General features: G+C 35.2%; 20 protein-coding genes and 1 riboswitch. Of the genes, 17 read left to right on the top strand and 3 right to left on the bottom strand.

What is annotated here, in order from left to right; genetic code table 11:
- Window positions 1-142 precede the first annotated feature (142 nt).
- The 3 genes from C7Y47_RS04540 (at window position 143) to C7Y47_RS04530 (ending at window position 3,086) form a co-directional block, all read left to right on the top strand.
- Window positions 143-1,240, top strand: coding sequence for a DUF418 domain-containing protein (locus C7Y47_RS04540; RefSeq protein WP_185903392.1), 1,098 nt, complete (start codon window positions 143-145; stop codon window positions 1,238-1,240).
- Between the two features lie 439 nt (window positions 1,241-1,679).
- Window positions 1,680-2,126: a GNAT family N-acetyltransferase gene (locus C7Y47_RS04535; protein WP_142507676.1), complete on the top strand. Its 447-nt coding sequence runs from the start codon at window positions 1,680-1,682 to the stop codon at window positions 2,124-2,126.
- A gap of 414 nt (window positions 2,127-2,540) precedes the next feature.
- Window positions 2,541-3,086: an NADPH-dependent FMN reductase gene (locus tag C7Y47_RS04530; protein WP_142507675.1), complete on the top strand. Its 546-nt coding sequence runs from the start codon at window positions 2,541-2,543 to the stop codon at window positions 3,084-3,086.
- Between the two features lie 1,023 nt (window positions 3,087-4,109).
- Here C7Y47_RS04530 and speD read toward each other — a convergent pair.
- Window positions 4,110-5,447 carry an adenosylmethionine decarboxylase gene (speD, locus tag C7Y47_RS04525; protein ID WP_142507674.1) on the bottom strand — a complete coding sequence of 446 codons (1,338 nt, stop codon included), beginning with the start codon at window positions 5,445-5,447 and terminating at the stop codon, window positions 4,110-4,112.
- A gap of 786 nt (window positions 5,448-6,233) precedes the next feature.
- Window positions 6,234-8,408 (bottom strand): DNA topoisomerase III, encoded by a 2,175-nt coding sequence (locus C7Y47_RS04520; protein WP_142507673.1) that lies wholly within the window; start codon window positions 8,406-8,408, stop codon window positions 6,234-6,236.
- A 162-nt stretch (window positions 8,409-8,570) separates the two neighbouring features.
- Here C7Y47_RS04520 and C7Y47_RS26050 point away from each other — a divergent pair, with 162 nt between their 5' ends.
- From C7Y47_RS26050 to C7Y47_RS04490, 7 genes are all read left to right on the top strand, one after another.
- Window positions 8,571-8,825, top strand: coding sequence for a DNA topoisomerase (locus C7Y47_RS26050; RefSeq protein ID WP_366151254.1), 255 nt, complete (start codon window positions 8,571-8,573; stop codon window positions 8,823-8,825).
- Window positions 8,791-8,961 carry a hypothetical protein gene (locus C7Y47_RS26045; RefSeq protein ID WP_366151249.1) on the top strand — a complete coding sequence of 57 codons (171 nt, stop codon included), beginning with the start codon at window positions 8,791-8,793 and terminating at the stop codon, window positions 8,959-8,961. The genes C7Y47_RS26050 and C7Y47_RS26045 overlap by 35 nt, the downstream gene beginning before the upstream one ends.
- A 278-nt stretch (window positions 8,962-9,239) precedes the next feature.
- A riboswitch (cobalamin riboswitch) is annotated at window positions 9,240-9,423 on the top strand.
- A 191-nt stretch (window positions 9,424-9,614) separates the two neighbouring features.
- Entirely contained in the window at window positions 9,615-10,604 is a 990-nt protein-coding gene (locus tag C7Y47_RS04510; protein WP_255505028.1) for a FecCD family ABC transporter permease, read from the top strand.
- Window positions 10,605-11,381, top strand: a complete 777-nt coding sequence (locus tag C7Y47_RS04505) for an ABC transporter ATP-binding protein (RefSeq protein WP_142507671.1) — start codon at window positions 10,605-10,607, stop codon at window positions 11,379-11,381.
- Window positions 11,382-11,436: 55 nt separating this feature from the next.
- The gene (locus C7Y47_RS04500) at window positions 11,437-12,435 is read left to right on the top strand and encodes an ABC transporter substrate-binding protein (protein WP_142507670.1); all 999 of its coding nucleotides are present in this window, start codon (window positions 11,437-11,439) and stop codon (window positions 12,433-12,435) included.
- Between the two features lie 47 nt (window positions 12,436-12,482).
- On the top strand, window positions 12,483-13,178 hold the full coding sequence (locus tag C7Y47_RS04495; protein WP_255505001.1) for a precorrin-3B methylase: 696 nt from the start codon (window positions 12,483-12,485) through the stop codon (window positions 13,176-13,178).
- A 938-nt stretch (window positions 13,179-14,116) separates the two neighbouring features.
- Complete coding sequence (locus tag C7Y47_RS04490) at window positions 14,117-14,959, top strand: nucleotidyltransferase (RefSeq protein ID WP_142507669.1); 843 nt, start codon at window positions 14,117-14,119, stop codon at window positions 14,957-14,959.
- 233 nt (window positions 14,960-15,192) lie between these two features.
- Here the strand turns inward: C7Y47_RS04490 and C7Y47_RS04485 are convergent, their stop codons facing one another.
- The gene (locus tag C7Y47_RS04485; RefSeq protein ID WP_142507668.1) at window positions 15,193-15,705 is read right to left on the bottom strand and encodes a peroxiredoxin family protein; all 513 of its coding nucleotides are present in this window, start codon (window positions 15,703-15,705) and stop codon (window positions 15,193-15,195) included.
- Window positions 15,706-16,172: 467 nt separating this feature from the next.
- Between C7Y47_RS04485 and C7Y47_RS04480 the strand changes: the two genes are divergently transcribed.
- From C7Y47_RS04480 to C7Y47_RS04450, 7 genes are all read left to right on the top strand, one after another.
- Window positions 16,173-16,604: a MarR family winged helix-turn-helix transcriptional regulator gene (locus C7Y47_RS04480; RefSeq protein WP_142507667.1), complete on the top strand. Its 432-nt coding sequence runs from the start codon at window positions 16,173-16,175 to the stop codon at window positions 16,602-16,604.
- A gap of 71 nt (window positions 16,605-16,675) precedes the next feature.
- A complete protein-coding gene (locus tag C7Y47_RS04475; protein WP_142507666.1) occupies window positions 16,676-18,439 on the top strand; it encodes an ABC transporter ATP-binding protein in 1,764 nt (587 codons plus the stop codon).
- Window positions 18,432-20,261: an ABC transporter ATP-binding protein gene (locus C7Y47_RS04470; protein WP_142507665.1), complete on the top strand. Its 1,830-nt coding sequence runs from the start codon at window positions 18,432-18,434 to the stop codon at window positions 20,259-20,261. Before C7Y47_RS04475 ends, C7Y47_RS04470 begins: the two co-directional genes overlap by 8 nt.
- Before the next feature lie 211 nt (window positions 20,262-20,472).
- Window positions 20,473-20,850 carry a hypothetical protein gene (locus C7Y47_RS25425; RefSeq protein WP_255505000.1) on the top strand — a complete coding sequence of 126 codons (378 nt, stop codon included), beginning with the start codon at window positions 20,473-20,475 and terminating at the stop codon, window positions 20,848-20,850.
- A complete protein-coding gene (locus C7Y47_RS25420) occupies window positions 20,820-21,350 on the top strand; it encodes an aminoglycoside phosphotransferase family protein (protein WP_255504999.1) in 531 nt (176 codons plus the stop codon). Before C7Y47_RS25425 ends, C7Y47_RS25420 begins: the two co-directional genes overlap by 31 nt.
- The gene (locus C7Y47_RS26040) at window positions 21,351-21,524 is read left to right on the top strand and encodes a DUF5071 domain-containing protein (RefSeq protein WP_142507919.1); all 174 of its coding nucleotides are present in this window, start codon (window positions 21,351-21,353) and stop codon (window positions 21,522-21,524) included. It abuts the gene before it with no gap.
- A 414-nt stretch (window positions 21,525-21,938) separates the two neighbouring features.
- Window positions 21,939-22,814, top strand: a complete 876-nt coding sequence (locus C7Y47_RS04450) for a hypothetical protein (RefSeq protein ID WP_142507664.1) — start codon at window positions 21,939-21,941, stop codon at window positions 22,812-22,814.
- Window positions 22,815-23,199 lie beyond the last annotated feature (385 nt).

Below are 23,199 nucleotides of genomic sequence, written 5' to 3'. Positions count from 1 at the left end.
GGGAAACTCAATATGGGATGGATAATACTGCATGTTTCTTTTGCAGAGGTCAATGTCAATAAAGACCGTGCAATGGAGTGCTACGTCGATATATTAGATAATAATAGGTCACCGTTTGACATTTAGAATGGAGAATAAAAATATGGATACTCAAAAAAATATTTCTACGCGTACTATGTCCCTTGATATTATTCGTGGTGTTGCCTTACTAGGGGTATTGATTGTCCATGCCGCTGGTTTTTCAGGGGCAAACAATTATTCAATCCATTCTTTGGATTACTACCTGTCTATTATTAATCATTTGTTGTTTGAGTTTAAGTTTGTTGCTATTTTTTCATTTTTATTTGGTGTTGGCTCTCAAATGTTTTTTTCAAACGCACAACAACGCGGATTGCGTAGTTATCAACTTTTTTCAAGGCGGCTGATTTCCTTGCTTCCTATAGGGATTATATCGATGATAATTGCTCCTCAGGTTACCCCTATTTTAGTAATGTATAGTTTATTAGGGTTTATCTTGGTGCCATTCTTTAAACTAAAACCTAGAATTATTCTTCTCATTACTGGAATACTAGCATCAAGTAATATGGTATTAATGATTGGAACTATGGTATCTATAAATTTACTAACCAATGGTACTGATAGTGCTCTGATAATAACGGTATTTATGCATTTTTTATATTATATCTTATTAATTGTTAGTATGTTTTTACTAGGACTTTATGTCGGTAAAATTAATCTTTTTCAGCAATTATCACAACGAATGAGTATAATTAAACGAGTTCATAAAAATTCATTTTTCTTGAGCTTACCATTTGTTTTTGGAGGGGTGTGGACTGGTTATACAAATCCTGAAATTAGCCAAAACATATTTTTTCTAGGAATAAGTGATTTAGCATCATATCCCTTACTAATCTTTTATTTGTCGTCTATGCTTATGTTATATAATTTGAATTACTTAGTATATGTTTATAAACCGCTTAGTTATGTAGGGCGGATGTCGTTAACCTCCTATGTAGGCCATTTATTGCTTCTTAAGCTCCTTATTCTATTGCTAGGTTGGACAGATGGATATACACTTGTACAAAGTTTGGTACTCGACTTCATTGTATTTACTATACTGATTATATTTAGTTTTAGTTGGATACAGAAATTTCAGCAAGGACCTCTTGAAAAAATTTGGCGTTTTTTCACATATGGAAAGTATGCTCCAAAAGCTAAGCAGTTACAAAGAGGGCACTGAGAGATTAAAAAATGAAAATACAAAGACGAATTCAGAATGTCAATTGTAGTGCCGTTTATTTGCGTGAATTTGGGTATGGTAACATCGCATCAAGACCTTGATTAAATTCTAATTTAGAAATCAGGGGCAAGCAAGAAAACGGTTAAATCGCAGACCTTGTCATAGAAATGAACATCAAGGAAACCGTACAGAAGGTAAAACAAACCCTTACGTGACCTTGGCAATAAATAACTAAGATTATTTTGTTTTCTTGGGCAAAGCGAACATTGAGCGAAGTCGAAACCTGATCTGGTGCGACTCCGAACCTAAATTCCGACGACCAACTACGCCGATTTACGGATTTTAATGAATGTTCGGGAGAAAGTCATGGTGAACTTCGGTCAAGCTCAGCGCCAAGTACGGAATTATATATACTTAAATTTGATGGAGGTAAGTATTTATGGGTTTAAAGGCAGATTTATATTCATTGAAAGTTGACTTAATTGATGACTGTGTTGATTTATTTATTGATACTTTCTCAAAGGAACCTTGGAATGATGTATATGAGTCAAGAAAACAAGTTGTAGATTTTTTTGAAAATTACATGAAAAATGATTATTTTATTGGATACGTTCTAAAAATAGGTGATGAACTTGTTGGATTGAGCATAGGGGCAAAAAAGCCATGTCTGAATGGAATGGAATATTTCATTGATCAATTTTGTGTAAGTGAAAAATTTCAAAACAAAGGAGTAGGTAGTAAGTTTTTAGAACTTATAGAATCTGACATTAAAAAGCAAGATATAAATACTATTGTGCTAACAACTTCTAAGGGGTTTCCGTCAGAAAAATTTTATATTAAAAATGGATTCAAAGTATCTGATAATGCAATTCTTCTTGCTAAGTAAGCATACCTAATAAGTCTGAAATGATTTTTTTGAAAAATTGGGCAATATACTGTTCTTTTTTATAAGGGCAATTTTATTGAGGTTGTTTTCAGCAAATTGCATTCTACAAAAAAGTTTACAAATTGACAGATATGTCATTAAGGCTCTTATATGTTAGGTAGGTGAGTAATGGCTTCCTCCCTTGGTATTTCTCAAAATAATTAATTACCAAGACAGAACAACTACCGACCAGTGCCTCCTAAATTGGTTCAGTGCATGTCATACATGACTGGACTATATTTTTTAGAGTTTTAAGAAATCTAATGTCAAATAAGTTGATTTTTTATTGTGAAATTTGACAGATTTCCATATGATAATTCATAATTTTTGATTACTAAGTATACAATCAAGTATTTTAATCAAAGAGGTGAAAGTATGGGCAACCATAAAAAAATAATAGCTATTTCAGGTAGCATTCGAGAAGCTTCTTCCAATACTAATATATTAAAGGCTATATCAGCTTTTATTCCTGAAGGTATTGATTACTCAATTTATAACGGCATAAAAGACCTTCCGTATTTTAACCAGGATATAGATACAACAGAACCACCAGCTGTTGTTGAGAATTTTAGAAAAACGTTAAGTGAATCACATGCGCTTATAATCTGTACGCCAGAGTATGCAAAAGGAGTACCAGGCGTCTTGAAAAATGCGTTAGACTGGCTTGTTTCATCTGGAGAACTTTATAAAAAACCAGTGGCTGTTATAACAGCTTCACCGTCGATTAACGGTGGAGACAAAGCTCATGAATCTTTACTGCTTACGCTGGGGATGATTGATACTATTATTGTTGAAAATGGGTCGTTGCTAGTTCCATCTGTCGGAACTAAATTTAACAAAAATGCTACAGTGAAAGACGAGGCTACCAAGCAATCAATCATTAACCTTATCAATAGTTTAGTGTACGAGATTAATAAATAACATAATCAACAAGTGCACGGAAATGCACTATAAAACTAAAACACTTTACTGCCTTACACACACGTCTAGCTCGACGTGTGTGTGAAATGAGCTAACTCAATAAAAAATAGATATACCACATAAAAAGCCTTATCATAGCACGACTATATTTTGCCATATAAACAAAAGACCAGGCGCTCATAATGTGAGTACCTGGTCTCGTCTAATATTCTCTATAAGCCGAAATACAAATAAATAAGCGCACCTTCTTGGTACACACGACGAATGGCCAGCTATCTAAGTTTTTTTCAGATAGCTGGCTATTTTGCACATATTACTTGGATATTTTTCGACCAAAGCATGTAATTGTTTGAAATCTAGGGCTGCTAATGGAGCGGTAAATTTGGTAACTCTGTTATTAACGTCACTAGATATTAATAAAAGTCGATACCATTTGCTTTTGCTTTGCCTAGGCTTTTTGTGTTTATTTTATTTAGGTTAATAGATTTTACATTATGGATGTTTTGCTATTGAACAGCCTTTTTATAATTTTAATATGATTATATAAAGATCCAAATACGGTTAATATTACGAAAATAACCATATCAATAATAATACATACCAAGAAGAGATCACAAATCCTTGTCTTGCAAGTTGTGATGTTTTTACATGAAAAGTCGGGCTAATACTACGGATGTAGCTATTCCTTTAACAAATCAATTTAAGGAATAAAACAATGAATAAATTTAATAAGGCATAGCGAAACTGAGAGGTTAACCGTTTATTATTTGGAGTGTACAGTATCAAAGTGGAATTGGAAAATAGAGGTCAACACAAAGGGATTATTATCATGATAAGATGATAGTGTGTAAACATTTATCTAAACTCAATAAGCAATAGGGGAATGGCTAATGATAATCATGCTGACCTTAGAATTCTAACAGGAAAAAAACAGTTGAATAGAAGTCAAGTTCTATTCAACTGTTATACTAGATAAATTCTAGATGTTTCGGTTACCACTTTTAGGGGCTATATTTTTTATTTCTATTTACCTCGATGTACGTAATGCTGTGTGGCATTTCCCGCATTAAATTGTTCAGTAATATATTGTACAGCCTCTTGTAGAGCTAGTTTACTGTTACAAGTGAAAACATCTATTGCCGCGTAACCGTACTCTGGCCACGTATGAATCGTCAAATGTGATTCTTGAATAATGACTACACCGCTAACCCCGTAAGGTGCAAAATGATGGAAATGTTCTGTTACAATCGTTGCCTTTGCTTTGTCGGCAGCTTGACACATAATTGTTTTAATTTTTTGTACGTCATTAAGTAATGCAACGTCGCAATCATGCAACTCTAATAAAATATGATGTCCTAATGCATGCTGGGACTGTGTTTTTTGTACTGTTCTCTTTATTTGTGAAAACTTTTTATTTTTACAGCTTGGACAACCACTGGATTGGAGCTGATTAATAGTAGTGTATTGGTTGCCAGTGCCGACTGTAAGCGAGTGCTTACAATGATTACACTGATAAACGACAGATTTCCGCTCTACTTCTCCTGTATAAATTGGCCGCGTAAATTTCCGCTGATCAGGAATGTAGGGAACCATTTGGTCTGTAGTTTGTAATACGAGTAACTGACTTGTAGCTCCTAAAATCTGTGCACCTTCATACGAGTTTATATCGTATTTAATGCTATTGATCACGAAGCCCATAGCTTGTAAGCTTTGCTGTAGCTCCCACTGCTCTTCTGGTTTGAGTGCATTTATTGCCCGTGATAAAAAGAGCTGTGCGCCAATCAAGGTATACGGCGTATCTGTGTATACACAATCAAACTGTTGGGTGTATGTTATAGGCAAAGGCTCCTGAACGTTATAATAATCTACTTTAATCGGAAGCTCATAATCTTTTGCTATTTTGCTAATCGTATTCAAAACTCGTCTATCAATATCTAATACAACAATTTTAGTTGCAGAATATGGAGCAATTTTCTTTAGTAAAAATTCTAATGCAATGCTAATGAAATCATCATCGCCTAAACATAAAATACGCTTATTAAGTAGCATCGTATAGTCTAGTGCGAGCAATGCACGTTTTAAGGCTGTTTCAACTGTACATTTGGCTTGATCTATTGCGACGTCAGCTGTGGGTCTAGCATCATAAATAGTGCTTAACTCGCTAATATTTTTTGTGATCCATTCTGAACGAAATGCATCATCTGTTGTTAATTGTAAATAAAGTTTATCATCAGCACCAGAGAGTTGAAAATATTGTGAGATAGCTAACTGGCCCTTTTTCGTTAAGCTATGTTTACCCCATCCTTGCTTGGCAAATTCTTTCTTCATTGCAGAAACAATAGGTATAGGTAAGTCTGTCATATAAGCTAAAGATTTAGTTGTACAATTTTTATGGAAATATAAACAAGTAAAGCCTTTTCTAATGTGTGATAATGTTCTTCAAGCAGCATATTAGCGGTAATTTGTTGTAATTGTTTTTGCATTGTAGATTCGTCCTCTCAATTTTAAATAGAAAAAATTGAAATTATCTAAATCAACGAATAGAAAAAGCGCGACTAAAATTAGTCGCGCAAAAATGTATATACGATGCTAACTAATTCTAATCTTGCTTTTTTCTGCACAACAAATAACACCTACAAATAGGAGGTTTGTTCAACAAAAATAAGCTATAAAGTTGATTTAGATTAGAATTCTACATTTAACAAAAAGTTCACCCTTTAATAAAATAGTATTTTTACTATACAATAGATATAAAAATTTCGCAATTTTTTAAATTTTCCTCCGACAATGCATGTAGTAATCACAAGATACATAATAGTAATGCGGCATGGATGTTTACGCCCGAATCTCTAAAATGGTTCCTGATTAGTGAGGTTTTTCCAAAGCCACTGAAAATTGGCTGAGGGATTGCCCAGGTATGTTTCTCCATTAAAGGGCGTTTTAATGGAGGAAATATCATAGAAATGATCAAACTTTTTATAAAAGAATGATTCAATAAAATATATAAAGAGCATGTTTTGCTTAATCCTTTTTTAAAACACGCTTTTTCTTTTTGCTTTTATCAAGGCATAGGTATTAATTTGATCAATCTTTATTATAAATCTACACAAACGACTTTCAACGATATGTTGAAAGTAGAATTGTTAGCTATTTTGGAAATTTAAAATTAATCTTACGTTCTTTTTCATCCCAAATAAGGTGGGCATTAAAAGTTTTTTCGCCTTTTTGAAATCCTTTTATCAAGTCTGTTTCACCAGCTGCCAAGAGTTTTTTCATATTCGATTGTGAAATAGTTTTTCTTAAAAGTTTCTTTGAAACTGAGAATTTACAATTTGCTGTTTTATAATTTGAACAACCGTAAAAAGTGCCATGATCTATGATTGATCCTTCGCAAAGGATACATTTCCCAACAACTGTTTTTCTTTTAGTATATTTTTTAGAATACGGATTGTTTGCAGTGATTTTATCGACTGCATTTTGATTAAATGACCATTCCTTTTCACGCTTGTTAGCATCTGAAATCAATTTGTCAGCAAGCTTTTTTACTTGTTCCATAAATGCTTTAGGAGAAGCGTTGCCTTCACCTATTTCAGATAGTCGTTGCTCCCATTTTGCTGTCATGGAAGGGGACGTTAAGATACTTTCACCTAGTGCCTCAATGAGTAACATTCCTTTAGCCGTTGCGAAGACTTGGTTTTTCTTAACTTCGATATAGTTTCGATCTTTTAATGTACCAATAATTCCAGCGCGTGTAGCTTCAGTACCTAATCCTTCCGTTTTCGATAGGACCTTTTCTAATTCCGCATCTTCTAAATGTTTACCCGCTGTTTTCATTACAGTAATCAAATTTCCTTCAGAATAACGATTTGGTGGCTGGGTTTCACCTTTTTTTACGTTCGCTTTCGCAACGATACCTTGCTCATTTTCATGTAATAGGGGGAGCAGTTCATCTTTGTCTGTAGGTGAGTTATCTTTAGAATGATAAATAACCTTACGCCAACCTTCTTCTATTAGCACTTTGCCCTTAGAGATGAACTCTGCACGTTTATCAACAAGTGAATGAATCGTTGTGTAAGAAAATATGGCATTGTTGTAATGTGCTGCAATGACTTGTCTTGCAATTAAATCATATATTTTTTCTTCTTCTGGACTTAGCTTTGCTACATCAGGTATTTGCTCGGTAACAATAATTGCATGGTGATCGGTTACTTTTTTTTCATTCACAAATCTTTTATTATTCATCATTGAACTTGTCGGTGGCGGAAGAAGACCTTTGTATTTATCAATTTTACTTAAATGCTCTAGTATCTTTGGTAGTGTTTTGGCTTCTTCATTCGTTAAAAATTGTGAATCAGATCTTGGATAGGAAACAACACCCTTTAAATAAAGTTTTTGCAAAATATCCAGCGTGTTTTGTGGTGAGAATTTATAAGCTTTGTTTGCTGTAGCTTGTAATGCAGATAAGTTGAATAACAATGGGGGAGCATATTCCTTTGTTTCTCTTTTAATACTATTAATTTCTACATTTTTATTGATACAGAAATTAGCAATCAAAATAGCTTGTCGTTCCTCTTGAACTCTTGAATTGTTATCTTTATGCCATTTCGCTTTTAACAATTTTCCACCAAAATCAAACTCTGTTTCCACTTCCCAAAATGGTTCTGATTTAAAATTCTCAATTTCATGCTCTCTCTTTACTATTAGTGCAAGTGTAGGTGTTTGTACACGACCAATTGAAAATACATCTTTCACGCCATTTCTTTTGAGGAGTACTGTGTATAATCTAGATGTATTAATGCCAATTAGCCAGTCTGCACATGAACGACTTAGTGCTTCAAAATAAATGTCGCGTGTCTTCTCTTCTGGTAGTAAATTTGCAAACCCATTTTTTACAGCGTTTTCTGTTAAAGATGATATCCATAGACGTTTCATCGGTTTATTAACACCGCATACTCTTAAAATGGTACGGATAATCAATTCACCTTCACGCCCAGCATCACCACCAATAATGATTTCTTGAATGTCTGGTCTTTTTACTAAACTTTTAATCACATTAAATTGTTTATACTTTGACTTAGTCACTTTATATTCAAATCGATCTGGAATAATAGGTAATGTTTCTAATGTCCATTTTTTCCATGTAGAATTATATTCTTCCGGGGCTTTTAGTTCACATAGATGTCCAATCGCCCATGTGATAAGTGCTCCAGCTGGAAAGTATGTGTTTGGCTTAACTTCGAAATAACCAGGTTTTTTTGTAAAAGAAAAGGGGGCAGCTAATTTTGCAGCCTGGTCTGGTTTTTCTGCAATTACTATTTTCATATGCACTTCTCCTATTAATAATAATTACAACTTTATGTTTAATAATTATAAATGAATTTTAAGTATAACGGTTATATTAATAATTGTGTCCTATCTTTTATTAGGAAGTCCAAATTAGGTTGACTAATAATCTAGGCTTTTAGACATTTTAATTCAGTCAAAATAACAAACCATGTAACAACACCGCTTAAAGAAAAAACATTATTACGAGTAATGGAGACGTGTGGTAAAGGGATTGTAAATGAAGATAGGAATGAAATTATGGAGGCTATTTTAAGCGGTTATAGCATTGGTACCCCGGCTACTTGGGCAGAGACGATAAAGAAACTTATTACAGTCGGCTATTTAGCTATGGAAAATAAAAATTTAGTGTGTACGGAGCTTGGTAGAAACTTTTCTTGTAAAAGATTTATTTGATTTAGCGTTAACTGGTAGATTAGAAAAAACATTATCGGAAATTGAAAAGAGAAAGTTTACGAAGGAACGGTTCCTACATTTAATTGTTATTTTTCCGTCAATGCCGTTCACACGATTAAAAATAGTGAAGATGTAACACTTAGTAAAGTAACCATGTGCCAACTGACTTTTTTTAACATATTTATAAAAAAAGATAACCAATATATTTTATTTTGTATAGTGTACTGGAGGAATTTGTATAGTAAGTAAGATAAATCACTATCTAAATTTATTTATTTTTCTAATAATAATTAATGTTCAATGCTGCTATTTTACGGCTATTAAACGCTCATTAATTAATATTTTTACTTTAATGTAATATATAATATAATTGCTATCTGGAAAATATTCTGATATTGTTCCTCTTATAACTTAATAAAATATTATTTTGTTGGTGCGAATGACTTGTTCGTTTGCTTAAAAGGGAAATCGGTGCAAATCCGGTGCTGTCCCGCAACTGTAATGGAGAGTCTATACAATATGTCACTGTAGCGAGCTATGGGAAGGCGTATAGATGATGAACCTAAGCCAGGAGACCTGCCAATAAAAGTCAACAAACTTACATAGAACCACGAGGATGGTTGTAGTGACTGGGAATCGACGCCCTTTATTTAACTATGACATCCTCTTGTAGATAAGGGGATTTTTTTTATGCCCTTTGCTTTAAGAGAGGAGAGCGTTTTGAAGAATCCAACAACAAGAAAAATCAACTTACTTTTAGTCGTATTAACGGGTGTCGTTCTAATATCTATGACGTTAGCGATAATGGTAGGCTCTGTGTCTATTACACCTAGTATTGTATGGCGCATTATTTTATCGCATATCCCGTTCAATCCACTTGGCATTACATTGGATTGGAGCCGTTCACAGGAAATCATCATATGGCAAATTCGTACTCCCCGCGTAGTACTTGCCATAATAGTCGGAGCGGGGCTTGCTATTTCGGGTGCTGCTATTCAAGCTTTAGTTCGTAATTCAATCGCGGACCCCTATATTTTGGGGGTATCTTCCGGTGCATCTGTCGGGGCTACATCTGTTATTTTACTTGGCACTTTTTCATTTTTAGGTATGTATGCGCTATCATTTGCTGCTTTTATAGGTGCGACAATTGCAGTACTGATTGTGTTTTTCTTAGCACGAGTTGGGGGACGAATTTCAGTTGTTCGATTATTATTAGCCGGAATTGCCGTGTCACTAGTTTTGTCAGCAATGACGAATTTTATGCTGATGATGACGAAGGAAGAGGGGGGCATAAAGGCAGTCATCTATTGGATGATGGGAAGTTTGGCCGGAGCGAAATGGGTGAATATAATGATTCCGTTCGTAGTTTTAACGATCGTCTACATAATTTTACGTCTACATGCACGCCATTTGAATTTACTTTTACTTGGCGAAGAATCTGCTGTTACGCTAGGGGTTAATTTAGAGAAATTTCGATTGCTACTAATTTTAGTAATTTCTCTATTAACAGGTGTCCTTGTTGCTGTAAGTGGTGCAATTGGCTTTATTGGCCTGATTATTCCACATATCGTACGCATGATAGTCGGCTCAAATTATAAGTTTGTACTGCCAGTCAGTGCATTAATTGGTGCGATATTTTTAATATGGGCTGATGCAGCTGCGCGCATTGTGATTGCACCTGAGGAAATGCCGATTGGAATTATAACGGCTTTATGCGGATGCCCATTCTTTATATGGATGTTGCGTAAGCAAATGTATTCTTTCGGGGAGGAGAATTAAATGGTATACGTTGCAAAAAACGTTACTTTTGCCGTGCAGCAGGTGAAAATATTAAACAATGTTTCTGTACATATTCAAGAACGCGAGTTTGTGGGCATAATTGGCCCTAATGGCAGTGGGAAATCGACCCTTTTAAAAAATATGTACCGTATGCTACAACCCCAAGAGGGAGAAGTATTTTTATTTAATGAAAATATTTACAAGCAATCTTCAAAGGTGGTAGCAAAGCAACTTGCCGTCGTAGGGCAGGAAACACCAGTGCTATTTGAGTTCACTGTTAAAGATCTTGTGGCAATGGGACGTACGCCGCATAAAAGGCTTTTGGAAGTAGATACAAAAGAAGACCTAGCTATTGTTGAGGAATCGATGCAGCAAGCAGGGGTACTGCATTTAAGTGAACGTACTTTTAGTTCCTTATCTGGTGGTGAGAAAAAACGGGTCGTTGTTGCAAGGGCATTGGCGCAACAAGCTAAGGTCATGGTATTAGATGAGCCAACGAATCATTTAGATATTCAGCATCAACTCCAGCTCATGGATTTAGTACGGGGCTTGCCGATCACGGTCATTGCAGCCTTGCATGATTTAAATATTGCAGCAACTTATTGCGATAAAATTTATGTTTTAAAGGACGGAGAAATTGTGGCATATGGAACTCCGTTTGATGTATTAACACCCTCATTGCTACAAAAGGTGTTTGGTGTACATGCGGAAGTTAGTGTACATCCTGTCACGAAAAAGCCGCATATTTTTTATATATCTGAGCAATTTTTAAAGTAAGTTAGGAGTTTTATATTTCTTTCTATAGATTATTTAGAAAAAAGGAGAAGTAGACATGAAGACATTAAAAAGCGTATGGCTTGTTCTTGCAATCACAATGCTAAGTATGTTAACAGCTTGTGTTAGCGAGGAAAAACAGGAGTCATCATCGCAAAGCGAACAAGTAGAACCAGCAAAAGCTGAAGCAACGGAAGTAACGATTGACAATAACGATACGATACAAGTCTATTCGGAAGCACCAAAAAAGGCAATTAGCTTAAATCAGCATGTGACAGAGATTATGCTAGCGTTAGGCTTAGAGGATTCAATGGTCGGAACAGCATATTTAGATGATGCAATTTATCCACCGTTACAAGCAGCATATGAAAAAGTTCCAGTATTAGCTGAGCAATATCCAACAAAGGAACAAGTGATTGATGCAGGAGCAGATTTTTTATATGCGGGCTGGAAAAGTGGGTTTAGTAAGAAGGGTGTCGGAACACCAGAAGAACTAGAAGCACTTGGCATCCACACTTATTTACATACATCTTCAAGCATTAAAAATCCTAAGTTAGAGGATATTTTCGGGGATATCCGCAATATTTCTAAGATATTCCATGTGGAAGAGCGTGGAGAAAAATTAATTGAGCAAATGACAAAAGATGTAGAGGACATTCGTACGAAGCTTCCGCAAGAGGAGGGTAATTTACGTATTCTTGTATTTGACAGTGGTGAGAAAGAAGTTTTCACAGCTGCACAAAACTTCATGAATGAACTTGTGACAGTAGCAGGTGGGAAAAATATATTCGGCGATGTTGAGTCTGGCTGGACAACCGTTTCAAAGGAAGATGTAGTTGAGCGTAACCCTGAAGTTATCGTTGTAATTGACTATGGTTCAACTACTGCTGAAGAAAAAATTAATTTCCTAAAAAATGATCCGGCACTAAAAGAAACGGAAGCGGTAGTAAACGGACGTTTCGTTATTTTACCACTATCAGCAGCATCTGAGGGTGTTCGTGCGGCTGAAGCAATTCGAATTTTGGCACAAGGATTTTATCCAGAAAGCTTTCAATAAAGAAGAAGAGCTAGCCATGTGCTAGCTTTTTTCCTAGGAGGGTAAAAATGACTATAAATGCTTTTAGCCATAATATTCCTGAAAAAACATTTGCTAAGTTAAACAGAGAAGGTGAATTTACGCGTCTTGCTGTGAGCCCTGGCATTATCAACAAACATTATACACCAGCACAATTTCAAACAATCGCAAAGGTAGTCGGAGCGAGGGGTGCTATTAAATATTCTGCGTCCTACAGTATACTACTATCTATACCGACAATAGAATTAACGACGGCCAAAAGGAAGTTGGAAAAGGTGGGCTTATATATTGCCAAGCAAGGTCAGATTGTAGCTATGAAGGCTTGTGATTTTTGTGATGGCGATAAAATGGAGGCAGCACAGATTACAGAGGAGCTGTATCAGCAGCTGGAAGGCTTGGAAGTACCAAGCAGGATTCGCATTAATATGAATGGCTGTGCATCAGCTTGCTATAATGCCGTTTATGATGATATTGGGCTTGTATATCAGAAAGATAGTTTTGATGTGTATTTAGGCGCTGTTCCAATGGGGAAACATGCACAGGCAGGGGAGCTATTTGTGAAAAAAGTGCCTGTACAGCATATCGATAATCTTTTACAGGAAATAATTAGAGTCTATAAAGAACTTGCTCACCAAAAAGAACCTTTTTACAAATTTTACAAGAGAACAAAAGATGCAGACTATTGGCAAACGATAAAAAATCACCCAGGTAATCAAATGCTATGAAAATAGTTCCGCGGATTCTAGTAGGATATGATGAGCTACATACAAACAATTCGTAAGTTGATTGAGAATGGCTAGCCGGCGGAACGGTATTGGGGAACGATTAAAAAATGGTCTAAATTCGGTGCTCAATTAAATCTCAATTAAATGGTATATCACCAAAAGTGGTGGAGGACTTTTGTTAAAACTTCTACTATGTAAATAGTTGACCTTCGTTCCGACTGGGCGACTCCTCGGGGATCAGCGATAGAGGAACGAAGGCTAAAAGCATCACATCCTGTGATAACGCCTTCGTGACCAACATCGTGTTGGCCGAGACCCTGCAGCGTAGCGGATGTTTTCTGTGCGAAAGCGTAGTGTTAACGTAGCGGCAGCACCAAATGTTTTCTGTAGCGAAAGCAAAGCGTCAGCTACAAATGTTTTGACTGTGCGAAAGCGAAGCGACAGCAACACCAAAAGCGGCTCATCGGACGCCCCCAGGAAGCTTTGCTCTGTGCGAAAGCGAAGCGTCAGCAACAAATGTTTTCTGTAGCGAAAGCAAAGCGTCAGCTACAAATGTTTTGACTGTGCGAAAGCGTAGCGGCAGCAACAAAGCGCCCAGTCGGAACGGAAATCAACCACATGTTTTGCTGATGATCCAATTAAATGTGAAAAATTCAAATAAAGGGTATTTTAGCTAGAAGAAGGAGTTTACTAATAATAAGGATAAAAATTACGAATTAAATAATATGAAGGTTATTTTAGCCTAATGTGTACTTCTAAAATGAAAGTAGGATAGCGTGTTCGATAGAGTACGTGCTATCCTATTTTTATGCGAAATAGATATTAAAGAAAATAACTATGTAAAGTCATTATTGATCGTAAGAAGATAAAACCGATAGCTAGAGTCGTAGCATAGTAGGTAGACGAAGTGACTATAAATTAATAAAAGGAGCTATGTGATGACTACTATTAAAGAAATTGGAAGCTTATGTATTACTGATAGCGATGGCCACATTATTAACCATTCAGACTGGGATAAAATCAACCCAATTTTTCATCCTGTGATCTACGATGTGGTTAATACGTATTCCACTCACCTTCAAGATGACTTACATAGTGTATACATAAGAGGATCCATTCCAAAAGGGATAGGTATTGAAGGCGTAGCTGACTTAGACACAATAGCGGTTACAAAGCAAAACCCTAATAAACCACAGTTAAAGCGGTTAAAAGAAGTAGAACAACAATTAAATCAAAAACATACTTGTGTAGATGGTATTGAACTAAGTTTATACTGTGTAGAAGATATTTTAAATGCGTCATCTTTTTCAATCATTAGTTTCATACTCAAAACCCATGGAATATGTGTGTTTGGAGCAGACTTGATACCCCAATTACCAAGATATAGAGCTGACGAAGCTTTAGCAAATGACCACCTTATTCATTTACAAGGTCAAATTAAAAATGCCTGTGATGATCTTCAAGATAATTCTGATATGGAGGATATGAAAGATTGTTGCAAGTGGATTATGAAGATTGTAGTAAGAGCAGGACTTGCGCTTGTCATTACTAAAGCAAACACATATACAAGGGATTTATATCCTGCTTATAAATTGTTTTCGGAATATTTCCCTGAAAAGGAAAACGACATGAAAAAAGCACTAGAATATGCCATAACACCCATAATAGATGCAAACCTATTGTTATCGTTTTTAAATGACTTTGGAACGTGGATGATTAGTGAAGCTGATAAATGGTTACAATTCTATAATCCCAATAGAGAATTAAACATGAAAATATAATCTAATGTATAACTTACGAAGTTCGAATGCACGTTAGTAGCTACAAATGGAATTAGCTTTGATGATTCCATATATAAAAAAAGGTAATCACATCTTAGTCATATCTAAAATGAGATTACCTTTTATTTTTAAGCATTTTAGATTTTAGAGCAATCGTATAAAGCAAATTATTCGAGATTGATTGTTTTTCTACTTATGTTGCACTATAGTTGCGCCCAATCAAATATTTTTATTTATTGATTTGTCTTTAAATTCTTTCCGATATATTGGATAATTTTGCGAAGTTCAGTAGATGATGGGCGTCCAAATGGACTTGTTTGTTTTTGTTGATATAGCAGTTGTCCATTTTCATCAATTAGGAAATAAGCTGGTTCTCCATGCGTACCATGATCCTCATATGGAGCATTTTCTCCATGATAAAAAACATCATATGCTTTTACTGTTTTTAACTCTTTATCAGTTAAGACAGTAAAAGTAATGTTATGTTCATCAACCATTTTCTTTAAATTTTCTAACTGGTCCGTTGAGATTGTAATTAGGTGTACATTCTTGCCTTCAAAATAACTTTTGCTTTCTTCAAGCTCTTTTAAGTCATGAAGACAAACAGGGCACCATGATCCTCTGAAAAAGATAATGAGATGCCAACTTTTATGCTGGTTTTGATGAGATACAAAAGAGAATTCTTCGCCATTAACTGCTGGAAGAGTAAAATCGGGGACTTTATCACCCAAATTAAATGTAGACATACTTATCCTCCTAAAAATTGTGAATTCTTATTGAGCTCTGGTAGAGATTTGGAACTCATTTATATTCTTTCCTTTTCTAAATTAGATATGTAAAATTTAATCCCTAACTAAACTGAAAAAAAAACGTTCCTTCCCACGCATTCCAAGCTGTAAATTTTTTTATATTCAGGCTTAGAAGAGCGAAAATGAACATTGTTATTTTGTCATTTCTTAGCATACTTTATGTCAAAGCAAAATCACTTATTTACATAACAAAAAGTGGTTTTACTTTTTTGTTGAACTTTTTGCAGGCCATATGGCAAACTGAATACGAAGATAAATCTGAACATGATCCATCTTTTACCTAAGGGCATAAGCGTCTTACGAATAAAATTATGTATTGAGTTACATACGACATGCCCCATCAGTACACTAAATCTAGTTTTTAAATACTAAAGTTTGCACGCTAACATATAGGAGGTAGAAAATTGAGCAAAAAGAGATCAGTTGGGTTAGAGTTGCGTACATTGTCGCTCTTAATGAGAAGACAATTGGATCAAACACTAATGGAAAAAGAAAACCTTACTGCCATGCACGGTTGGACGATTAGTTATCTTTACAAAAACCAAGATAAAGATGTCTTTCAAAAAGATTTTGAAAGAGATTTTTCTATTCGTAAATCAACAGCATCTAGAATACTAAAGGCTATGGAAAATAACGGTTTGATTACAAGGCAATCTGTGCCCTACGATTCAAGACTCAAAAAAATTGTCTTAACAGAAGATGCGCTGAAAATACATGACAGTATCATGACTCGTAGAGCGCTTCTTGAACAAAAATTACTAACAGGTATCCCGGAAGAGAAACTTGATGTGTTTTTTGAAGTAATGGATGCTATGAAAGAAAATATAGAATCTTGAAGAAGATGCTATTTTGATGTTTTTATGACTATATAGTTAGCGTGCTAACTAAAATGAGGAGGACTGCAAATATGTTGAAAATATTTAAATACTTAAAACCGAAAGAATGGACGCTAATTGTTGTTAGTATTGTGTTCATTGTAGGGCAAGTTTATTTGGATTTGAAATTGCCGGATTATATGGCTAAAATTACGACTCTTGTACAAACAGAGGGCAGTAAAACGAGCGAGATATGGACAGCTGGAGGAAAAATGCTGTTATGTGCCCTTGGCAGTATGATATTGGCGGTCATTGTGGGCTATTTCACGGCAAAGGTAGCAACGTCGCTGTCAAAGGAATTGCGAAAAGGCGTATTTGATAAAACTTTATCTTTCTCTATGGGAGAGATTAATGGTTTTTCAATCGCAAGTTTAATTACTCGTTCGACTAATGATATAACGCAAATACAGCAAACTGTTGCAATGGGTCTTCAAGTAATGATTAAGGCTCCTATCCTTGCAACATGGGCTATTTTGAAAATTACCGGGAAAAGCTGGGAGTGGTCAGTGGCAACGGGAGTAGCTGTCATTGTTTTACTTATTTTGATAGGCAACCTGATTATTTTTGTGCTACCGAAATTTAAAATCGTTCAAAAAATGACAGATAATCTAAACCGAGTAACAAGAGAAAGTTTGACTGGTATTCGTGTTGTTCATGCTTATAACGCACAACAATATCAAGAAGAGAAATTTGAAAAAGTAAATAAGGATTTAACGGATACAAATCTTTTCGTGAACCGACTTATGGCTCTTATGCAGCCGGGTATGGGTCTGATTATGTCAGGTTTAACGCTATCTATCTACTGGATCGGTGCTCATTTGATTAATAATGCAGGGGGTATGGATCGAATCGGTTTGTTCAGTGATATGGTTGTATTTTCTTCCTATGCAATGCAGGTAGTTATGGCATTTATGCTGTTATCAATGACCTTTATTTTGCTACCGAGAGCAGCTGTATCTGCAGCACGTATTAATGAAGTACTCGATACACCTCAAACAATTATGGATGGGAAATTACAATCGTCGCCTAAGGGTATCGAAGGTGAAATTGAACTGCGTAATGTTAGCTTTAAATATCCTAATGCAGAGGACTATGTTTTAGAAAATATTAGCTTTACAGCACATAAAGGCGAGACTGTCGCTTTAATCGGTTCAACGGGTAGTGGTAAGAGTACGCTGATTAATTTACTCCCAAGATTTTATGATGCTACTGAGGGTGAAGTATTAGTCGACGGCATTAATGTGAAAGAATATGAACAAGAAACTCTTCATAATAAAATTGGTTACGTTTCTCAAAAAGTCGTTCTATTTTCAGGTACAGTAAAATCTAATGTTGCCTACGGAGGTAACGATCAGACTCCATCAACAGATGAAGAGATCAAGAAAGCAGTGGAAATTGCTCAAGGGAAAGAATTTGTAGAGAAAATGGATGATGAATATGATGCAGCTATTGCCCAAGGTGGTACAAATCTTTCAGGGGGCCAAAAACAACGTCTTTCTATTGCCAGAGCAGTGAATCGAAATCCAGAAATCTTTATATTCGATGATTCGTTCTCTGCTTTAGATTATAAAACAGACCGTCAACTTCGTTCTACTTTGAAAAAGGAAACGAAAGGTGTTACCACTTTAATTGTGGCGCAGCGAATTGGAACGATTAAAGATGCTGATAAAATCATTGTTCTTGAGGAAGGTAAAATCGTTGGTATGGGGAAACATAGTGAATTATTGGAAAATTGTCAGACTTATCAGGAAATCGCCTATTCGCAGCTATCGAAGGAGGAGTTGGAAAATGAGTAATACACAAACAAATAAGCCCCGAAAAGATCCCGGTGGTCCAGGTCATATGAAGGCTCCTGGAGAAAAGCCAAAGAATTTTAAAAAGCCTTGGGGAAAGTTGATTGCCTATTGTAAACCTTATTTACCAGCGATTATCTTGGCACTTGTCTTGGCAGTTGTAGGAACCATTTTCACGATCATTGGACCTAATAAGCTTAGTGAGATAACTGATACGATAATGGATGGCATTACTGGTGAGATTGATATTACGGCTATAGGGAATATTGGTTTATTCCTTGCTATTTTATATGGATTGAGTTTTATCTTCAATTATATTCAGGCGTTTATTATGGCTACGATTACGCAGAGAGTTTCCAAAAGGTTACGTAAAGATATTTCGAACAAAATCGATAGATTACCGTTGAAATACTTTGATTCTACAACTTATGGTGATGTATTAAGTCGTGTTACGAATGATGTAGATATGATTGGTCAGTCTCTAAATCAAAGTATTGGTTCGCTAGTGACAGCGGTCGTTATGTTCTTCGGATCATTAATTATGATGTTCTCTATTAATGTTACGATGGCACTTTCTGCCATTGGTGCAACTTTCGTTGGAGTTGTATTAATGACTTTTATCATTTCCAAATCTCGAAAATACTTCATACGCCAGCAGCAAGATCTTGGTAGAATAAATGGCCATATTGAAGAAATCTACTCAGGGCATGATGTCATGAAGGTGTATAACGGTGAAAAAGTAGCGAAGAAAGAATTTAATGAAATCAATGAAAGTCTTTTTAATAGCGCTTGGCGTGCACAGTTTATGTCGGGCATGATGATGCCTCTCATGATCTTTATCGGAAATTTAGGATATGTTGTTGTTTGTGTAGTAGGGGCTGCACTTACAGTGAAAGGTTCCATTACATTTGGTGTGATCGTTTCGTTTATGGTGTATATCCGCCTATTTACACAGCCATTGTCTCAGTTAGCACAGGCAGCTACAAGCTTGCAGTCAACTGCAGCAGCAAGTGAACGTGTATTTGAGTTCTTAAATGAAGAGGAACTTGAAGACGAAAGTGAGAAAAAAGCCACTTTAGATGCCGAAGATGTTACAGGCAATGTGCAATTTAAAAACGTTAAATTTGGCTATACGAAAGAGAAACTGATTATTAAAGATTTCTCTGCCCAGATAAAAGCAGGTCAAAAAGTTGCCATTGTCGGACCTACTGGCGCTGGGAAAACAACGCTTGTTAATCTTCTCATGCGTTTCTATGAAGTAGATAGCGGGGAAATCATGATTGGAGACGTACCGACTAAGTCGATTTCACGTAAAAATGTTCACGACTTATTCTGCATGGTGCTGCAAGATACTTGGTTATTCGAAGGTACCATTAAGGAAAATATCATTTATAACAAAGATCATGTAACCGGTGAAGAAGTAGTTGCAGCATGTAAGGCAGTAGGTTTGCACCACTTTATTAGAACGCTGCCAAAAGGTTACGATACAGTTTTAAATGATCATACAAGTTTATCTGTAGGACAGAAACAGCTTATTACGATTGCAAGGGCAATGGTTAAAAAAGCACCTTTGCTTATCTTAGATGAAGCTACTAGCTCCGTTGATACGCGTACGGAAGCACTTATTCAAGAAGCGATGGATAAATTGATGGTAGGAAGAACATCATTTGTCATTGCACATAGACTTTCTACTATTAAAAACGCCGATTTAATCTTAGTGATGAAAGATGGAGATATTATTGAAAGTGGTAATCATGAAGAGCTGATTGCAGAAAAAGGATTCTATGCGGATCTATACAATAGTCAATTTGAAGATGCTTCGTAAAAATGAATGCATATTTTCGCTTTTGGCTACTAGGGCATTGTAGTTTAAAAAGATGGATTGTTTATAATAAAGATTGATGAAAATCACCTCGTTTTAGAGGTGATTTTTTTGTTGGATATTTATGTTAAAATCTATTTAAAGAAGAACTGTAGGTAAACTACTGTGCATGGGGATCAAAACAATAGAAAGTGACCACAAGGGGGAATTTAAAATGAATAATAACTTTATTGAAAACATTCAATCCATTTATTCTGACCTTTCCATTGAAGACTTTTATCCTAATGAAATTGGACAGAATAATGATGTGTTAATTGTCAACAAATCTTTAGTTTTTAGATTTCCAAAATATAAAAATGGCATCATTCAATTAAGGAGAGAGACGGATATTTTGAAATATCTTAAAGGGATCGTTTCTACTTCTATTCCGTATCCCATTTATCAGTCTTTAGAAGAGATAGAACCAGGTAAAGTCTTTACTGGCTATAAACTAATAAATGGTGTTCCTTTGTGGAATGAAAGTTTAACAGGGGTAGAGAGTGTTGAATTGATGAAAGGGTTGTGGCAAAACAACTTGTTTCTTTTCTTGTAGAACTCCATTCTATTTCAGGAGAAAAAGCAAGTCGAGATTTGAAACTAAAGGTTCGTAATCCTAGTGAAGAGATGTATAACCTGTACGATAAAATTCAAAATACATTATTTCCTTTTATCAGACAAGACGCTCAAAAGGAAATATCACAATCTTTTGAAACGTTCTTAAAAGGGGAAGCATTCTCAAATTTAGATATAACACTTATACACGGAGATTTCGGAGCGTCTAACATCTTGTGGAATCCAGAAACATGTATGATTTCAGGGATAATAGATTTTGGTGGTTCTGGTATAGGTGATCCAGCGTATGACTTTGCTGGAATACTCTCTAGCTATGGTGAGGAATTTTTTGATATGTGTATTCACCAATATCCTAACGGTATTGAAATAGCTGAGCGAGTTAAATTTTATAAAAGTACATTTGCTCTACAAGAAGCCTTGCACGGGATTGAGAATGACGATAGACAGGCTTTTGAAAATGGAATAAAAGATTATAGATAGATTACGCGTTCAACGAAGAAGTGGTTTATTTTAAACTTTTTGGTTATTGAATTGCCAGTAGAGTCAAGAGTTCAGTTTAGAGAGTATTTTATAAAAGTGGTTGAAGCACCTACACCTAATGAACTCGCAGAAGAACTTGATGTAATCACAAAGGAGATTTTGGAAACAATCTAACTAACGGGTTGCTTGGCTCATAGGCAGCTCTTTATTACTTTATTTAATCATCGGAGCAGCTTAGTATTGGGTTATTCCTTATCTTTTTAAAAGAACAGAATACATAAAGGGTTAAGAGATTTTGTCTTGAAAATATTGTGCCGTTTTGTAAGAGCTATAATAGAATGATTAGCTATTGGAACGAGTTCTACCGATATAGATATAATGATTTCCATAAGTATATTGGTAGGAAGTTATTTAGAGATTGTTTTGGTTACTCTAGATCAATGGAACGCAGGGGAAAAGCGGTTTGTGATATGTTTCAAGTAACAGGGCGTTTTTACAAAAAGTTAAGACACTTTTTACTAACGAAGGAAGAAGAATTGTAGAGTTTTTCAAATAATGAGCAATAAATTCAAGTTGGAAGAATACATAATGATAATTAAGCCAACAAAAAAAGTCTTACTGTCATGGATAGAAAGTTACGTACCTGAAAGAGATTTATTTTTTCTATCGAAGAAACATCTTAATCATGAAATTGATTTTACAGATGTGTTATTAATACCAACAGATGAGTTTTATACGCACAGTACGTATCAGCAATTGAATTATGTAAATAGTTATGAATACTGGAATAATAAGAACGCACAATACGTAATTATTGCTGAAAAGGAATGGATTGAGAGCCTATCAAAAGAGGAACAACAATTGATATTAGCTTTACAAGTGCCTTTTGAAAGGGGTCTTGTGCTCCCCGTTAAGTTTATAAAAGAGATAGAAAAAGTACCTTCAATTTATATACAAAATGGGCACGTTATCATTCAGCGTTCTATGTGGGAAGGTCTTGACGAAACTTTTAAAGAACAGTTACTTACAACAATGGTTTATGAATGGTGGGATAAGGGAGAATGTGAGGAACCTCCAAAATCATTACCTAGTTTTCTAAAGCCATTTGCCAATGTTTTTGGTCATATACAAGGTGCAAATTGCTTGGCAGCTGTTTTATTTGCAATTTCAAAAGGAAAACAAAAGTGGTTCATTTATGAATGGATATACCAAGAAACATTTCTTGAACAATTGAGTCAGTATAAATATGAGGAGTTTTTCGGTGAAGGAATACACCCAGGGGATATTGTGATTTGGAAAGATGAAAATGGTATTATTCAACATGCAGCTTATCATATTGATGAAGAATTATATTTTAATAAGCATGGACAAACGATGTTTAATCCTTGGAAGGTACTTTCGAAAGAGCAAGTTTATAAAGAGTGGGAGCACCTAACACCTGTGAAGTATCGACAAAGTAATTAAGCAATGACCCAAATCAAGGCAGGCTTTTATTTGTAAAGTTTGAATTCTAGTTTCTTATTAAACAAACGCATGCTTTACTTTATTATGAAGTAGAGCTTTTTTCTATTTCAACTTTCGTGGCAAATTAGTTTATTAACTGGTTGCCTTTATAAATGTTGAGATATATTTCCATGGATTTGATTGACATGGAAAGTGTATTAAGCATATAATACATTACGAAAAGTGTATTGTGTGCTTAATACACTTTTACATTTTTTAAGGGTGGTGTATTAAGCTGTTAATACATCAAGATCGATTGGCGGGGTAATGGCTAAATAATATATCGGGTAGTTCTTAAAAAGTTACTTAGCACACCATTATGCTCAAACTGTATTAAGCGCTTAAT

Source organism: Lysinibacillus sphaericus (assembly GCF_006864135.1).
Lineage (GTDB): Bacteria > Bacillota > Bacilli > Bacillales_A > Planococcaceae > Lysinibacillus.
The sequence above is the reverse complement of the archived record's forward strand: the minus strand, read 5'-3'. Positions and strand labels throughout refer to the sequence as shown.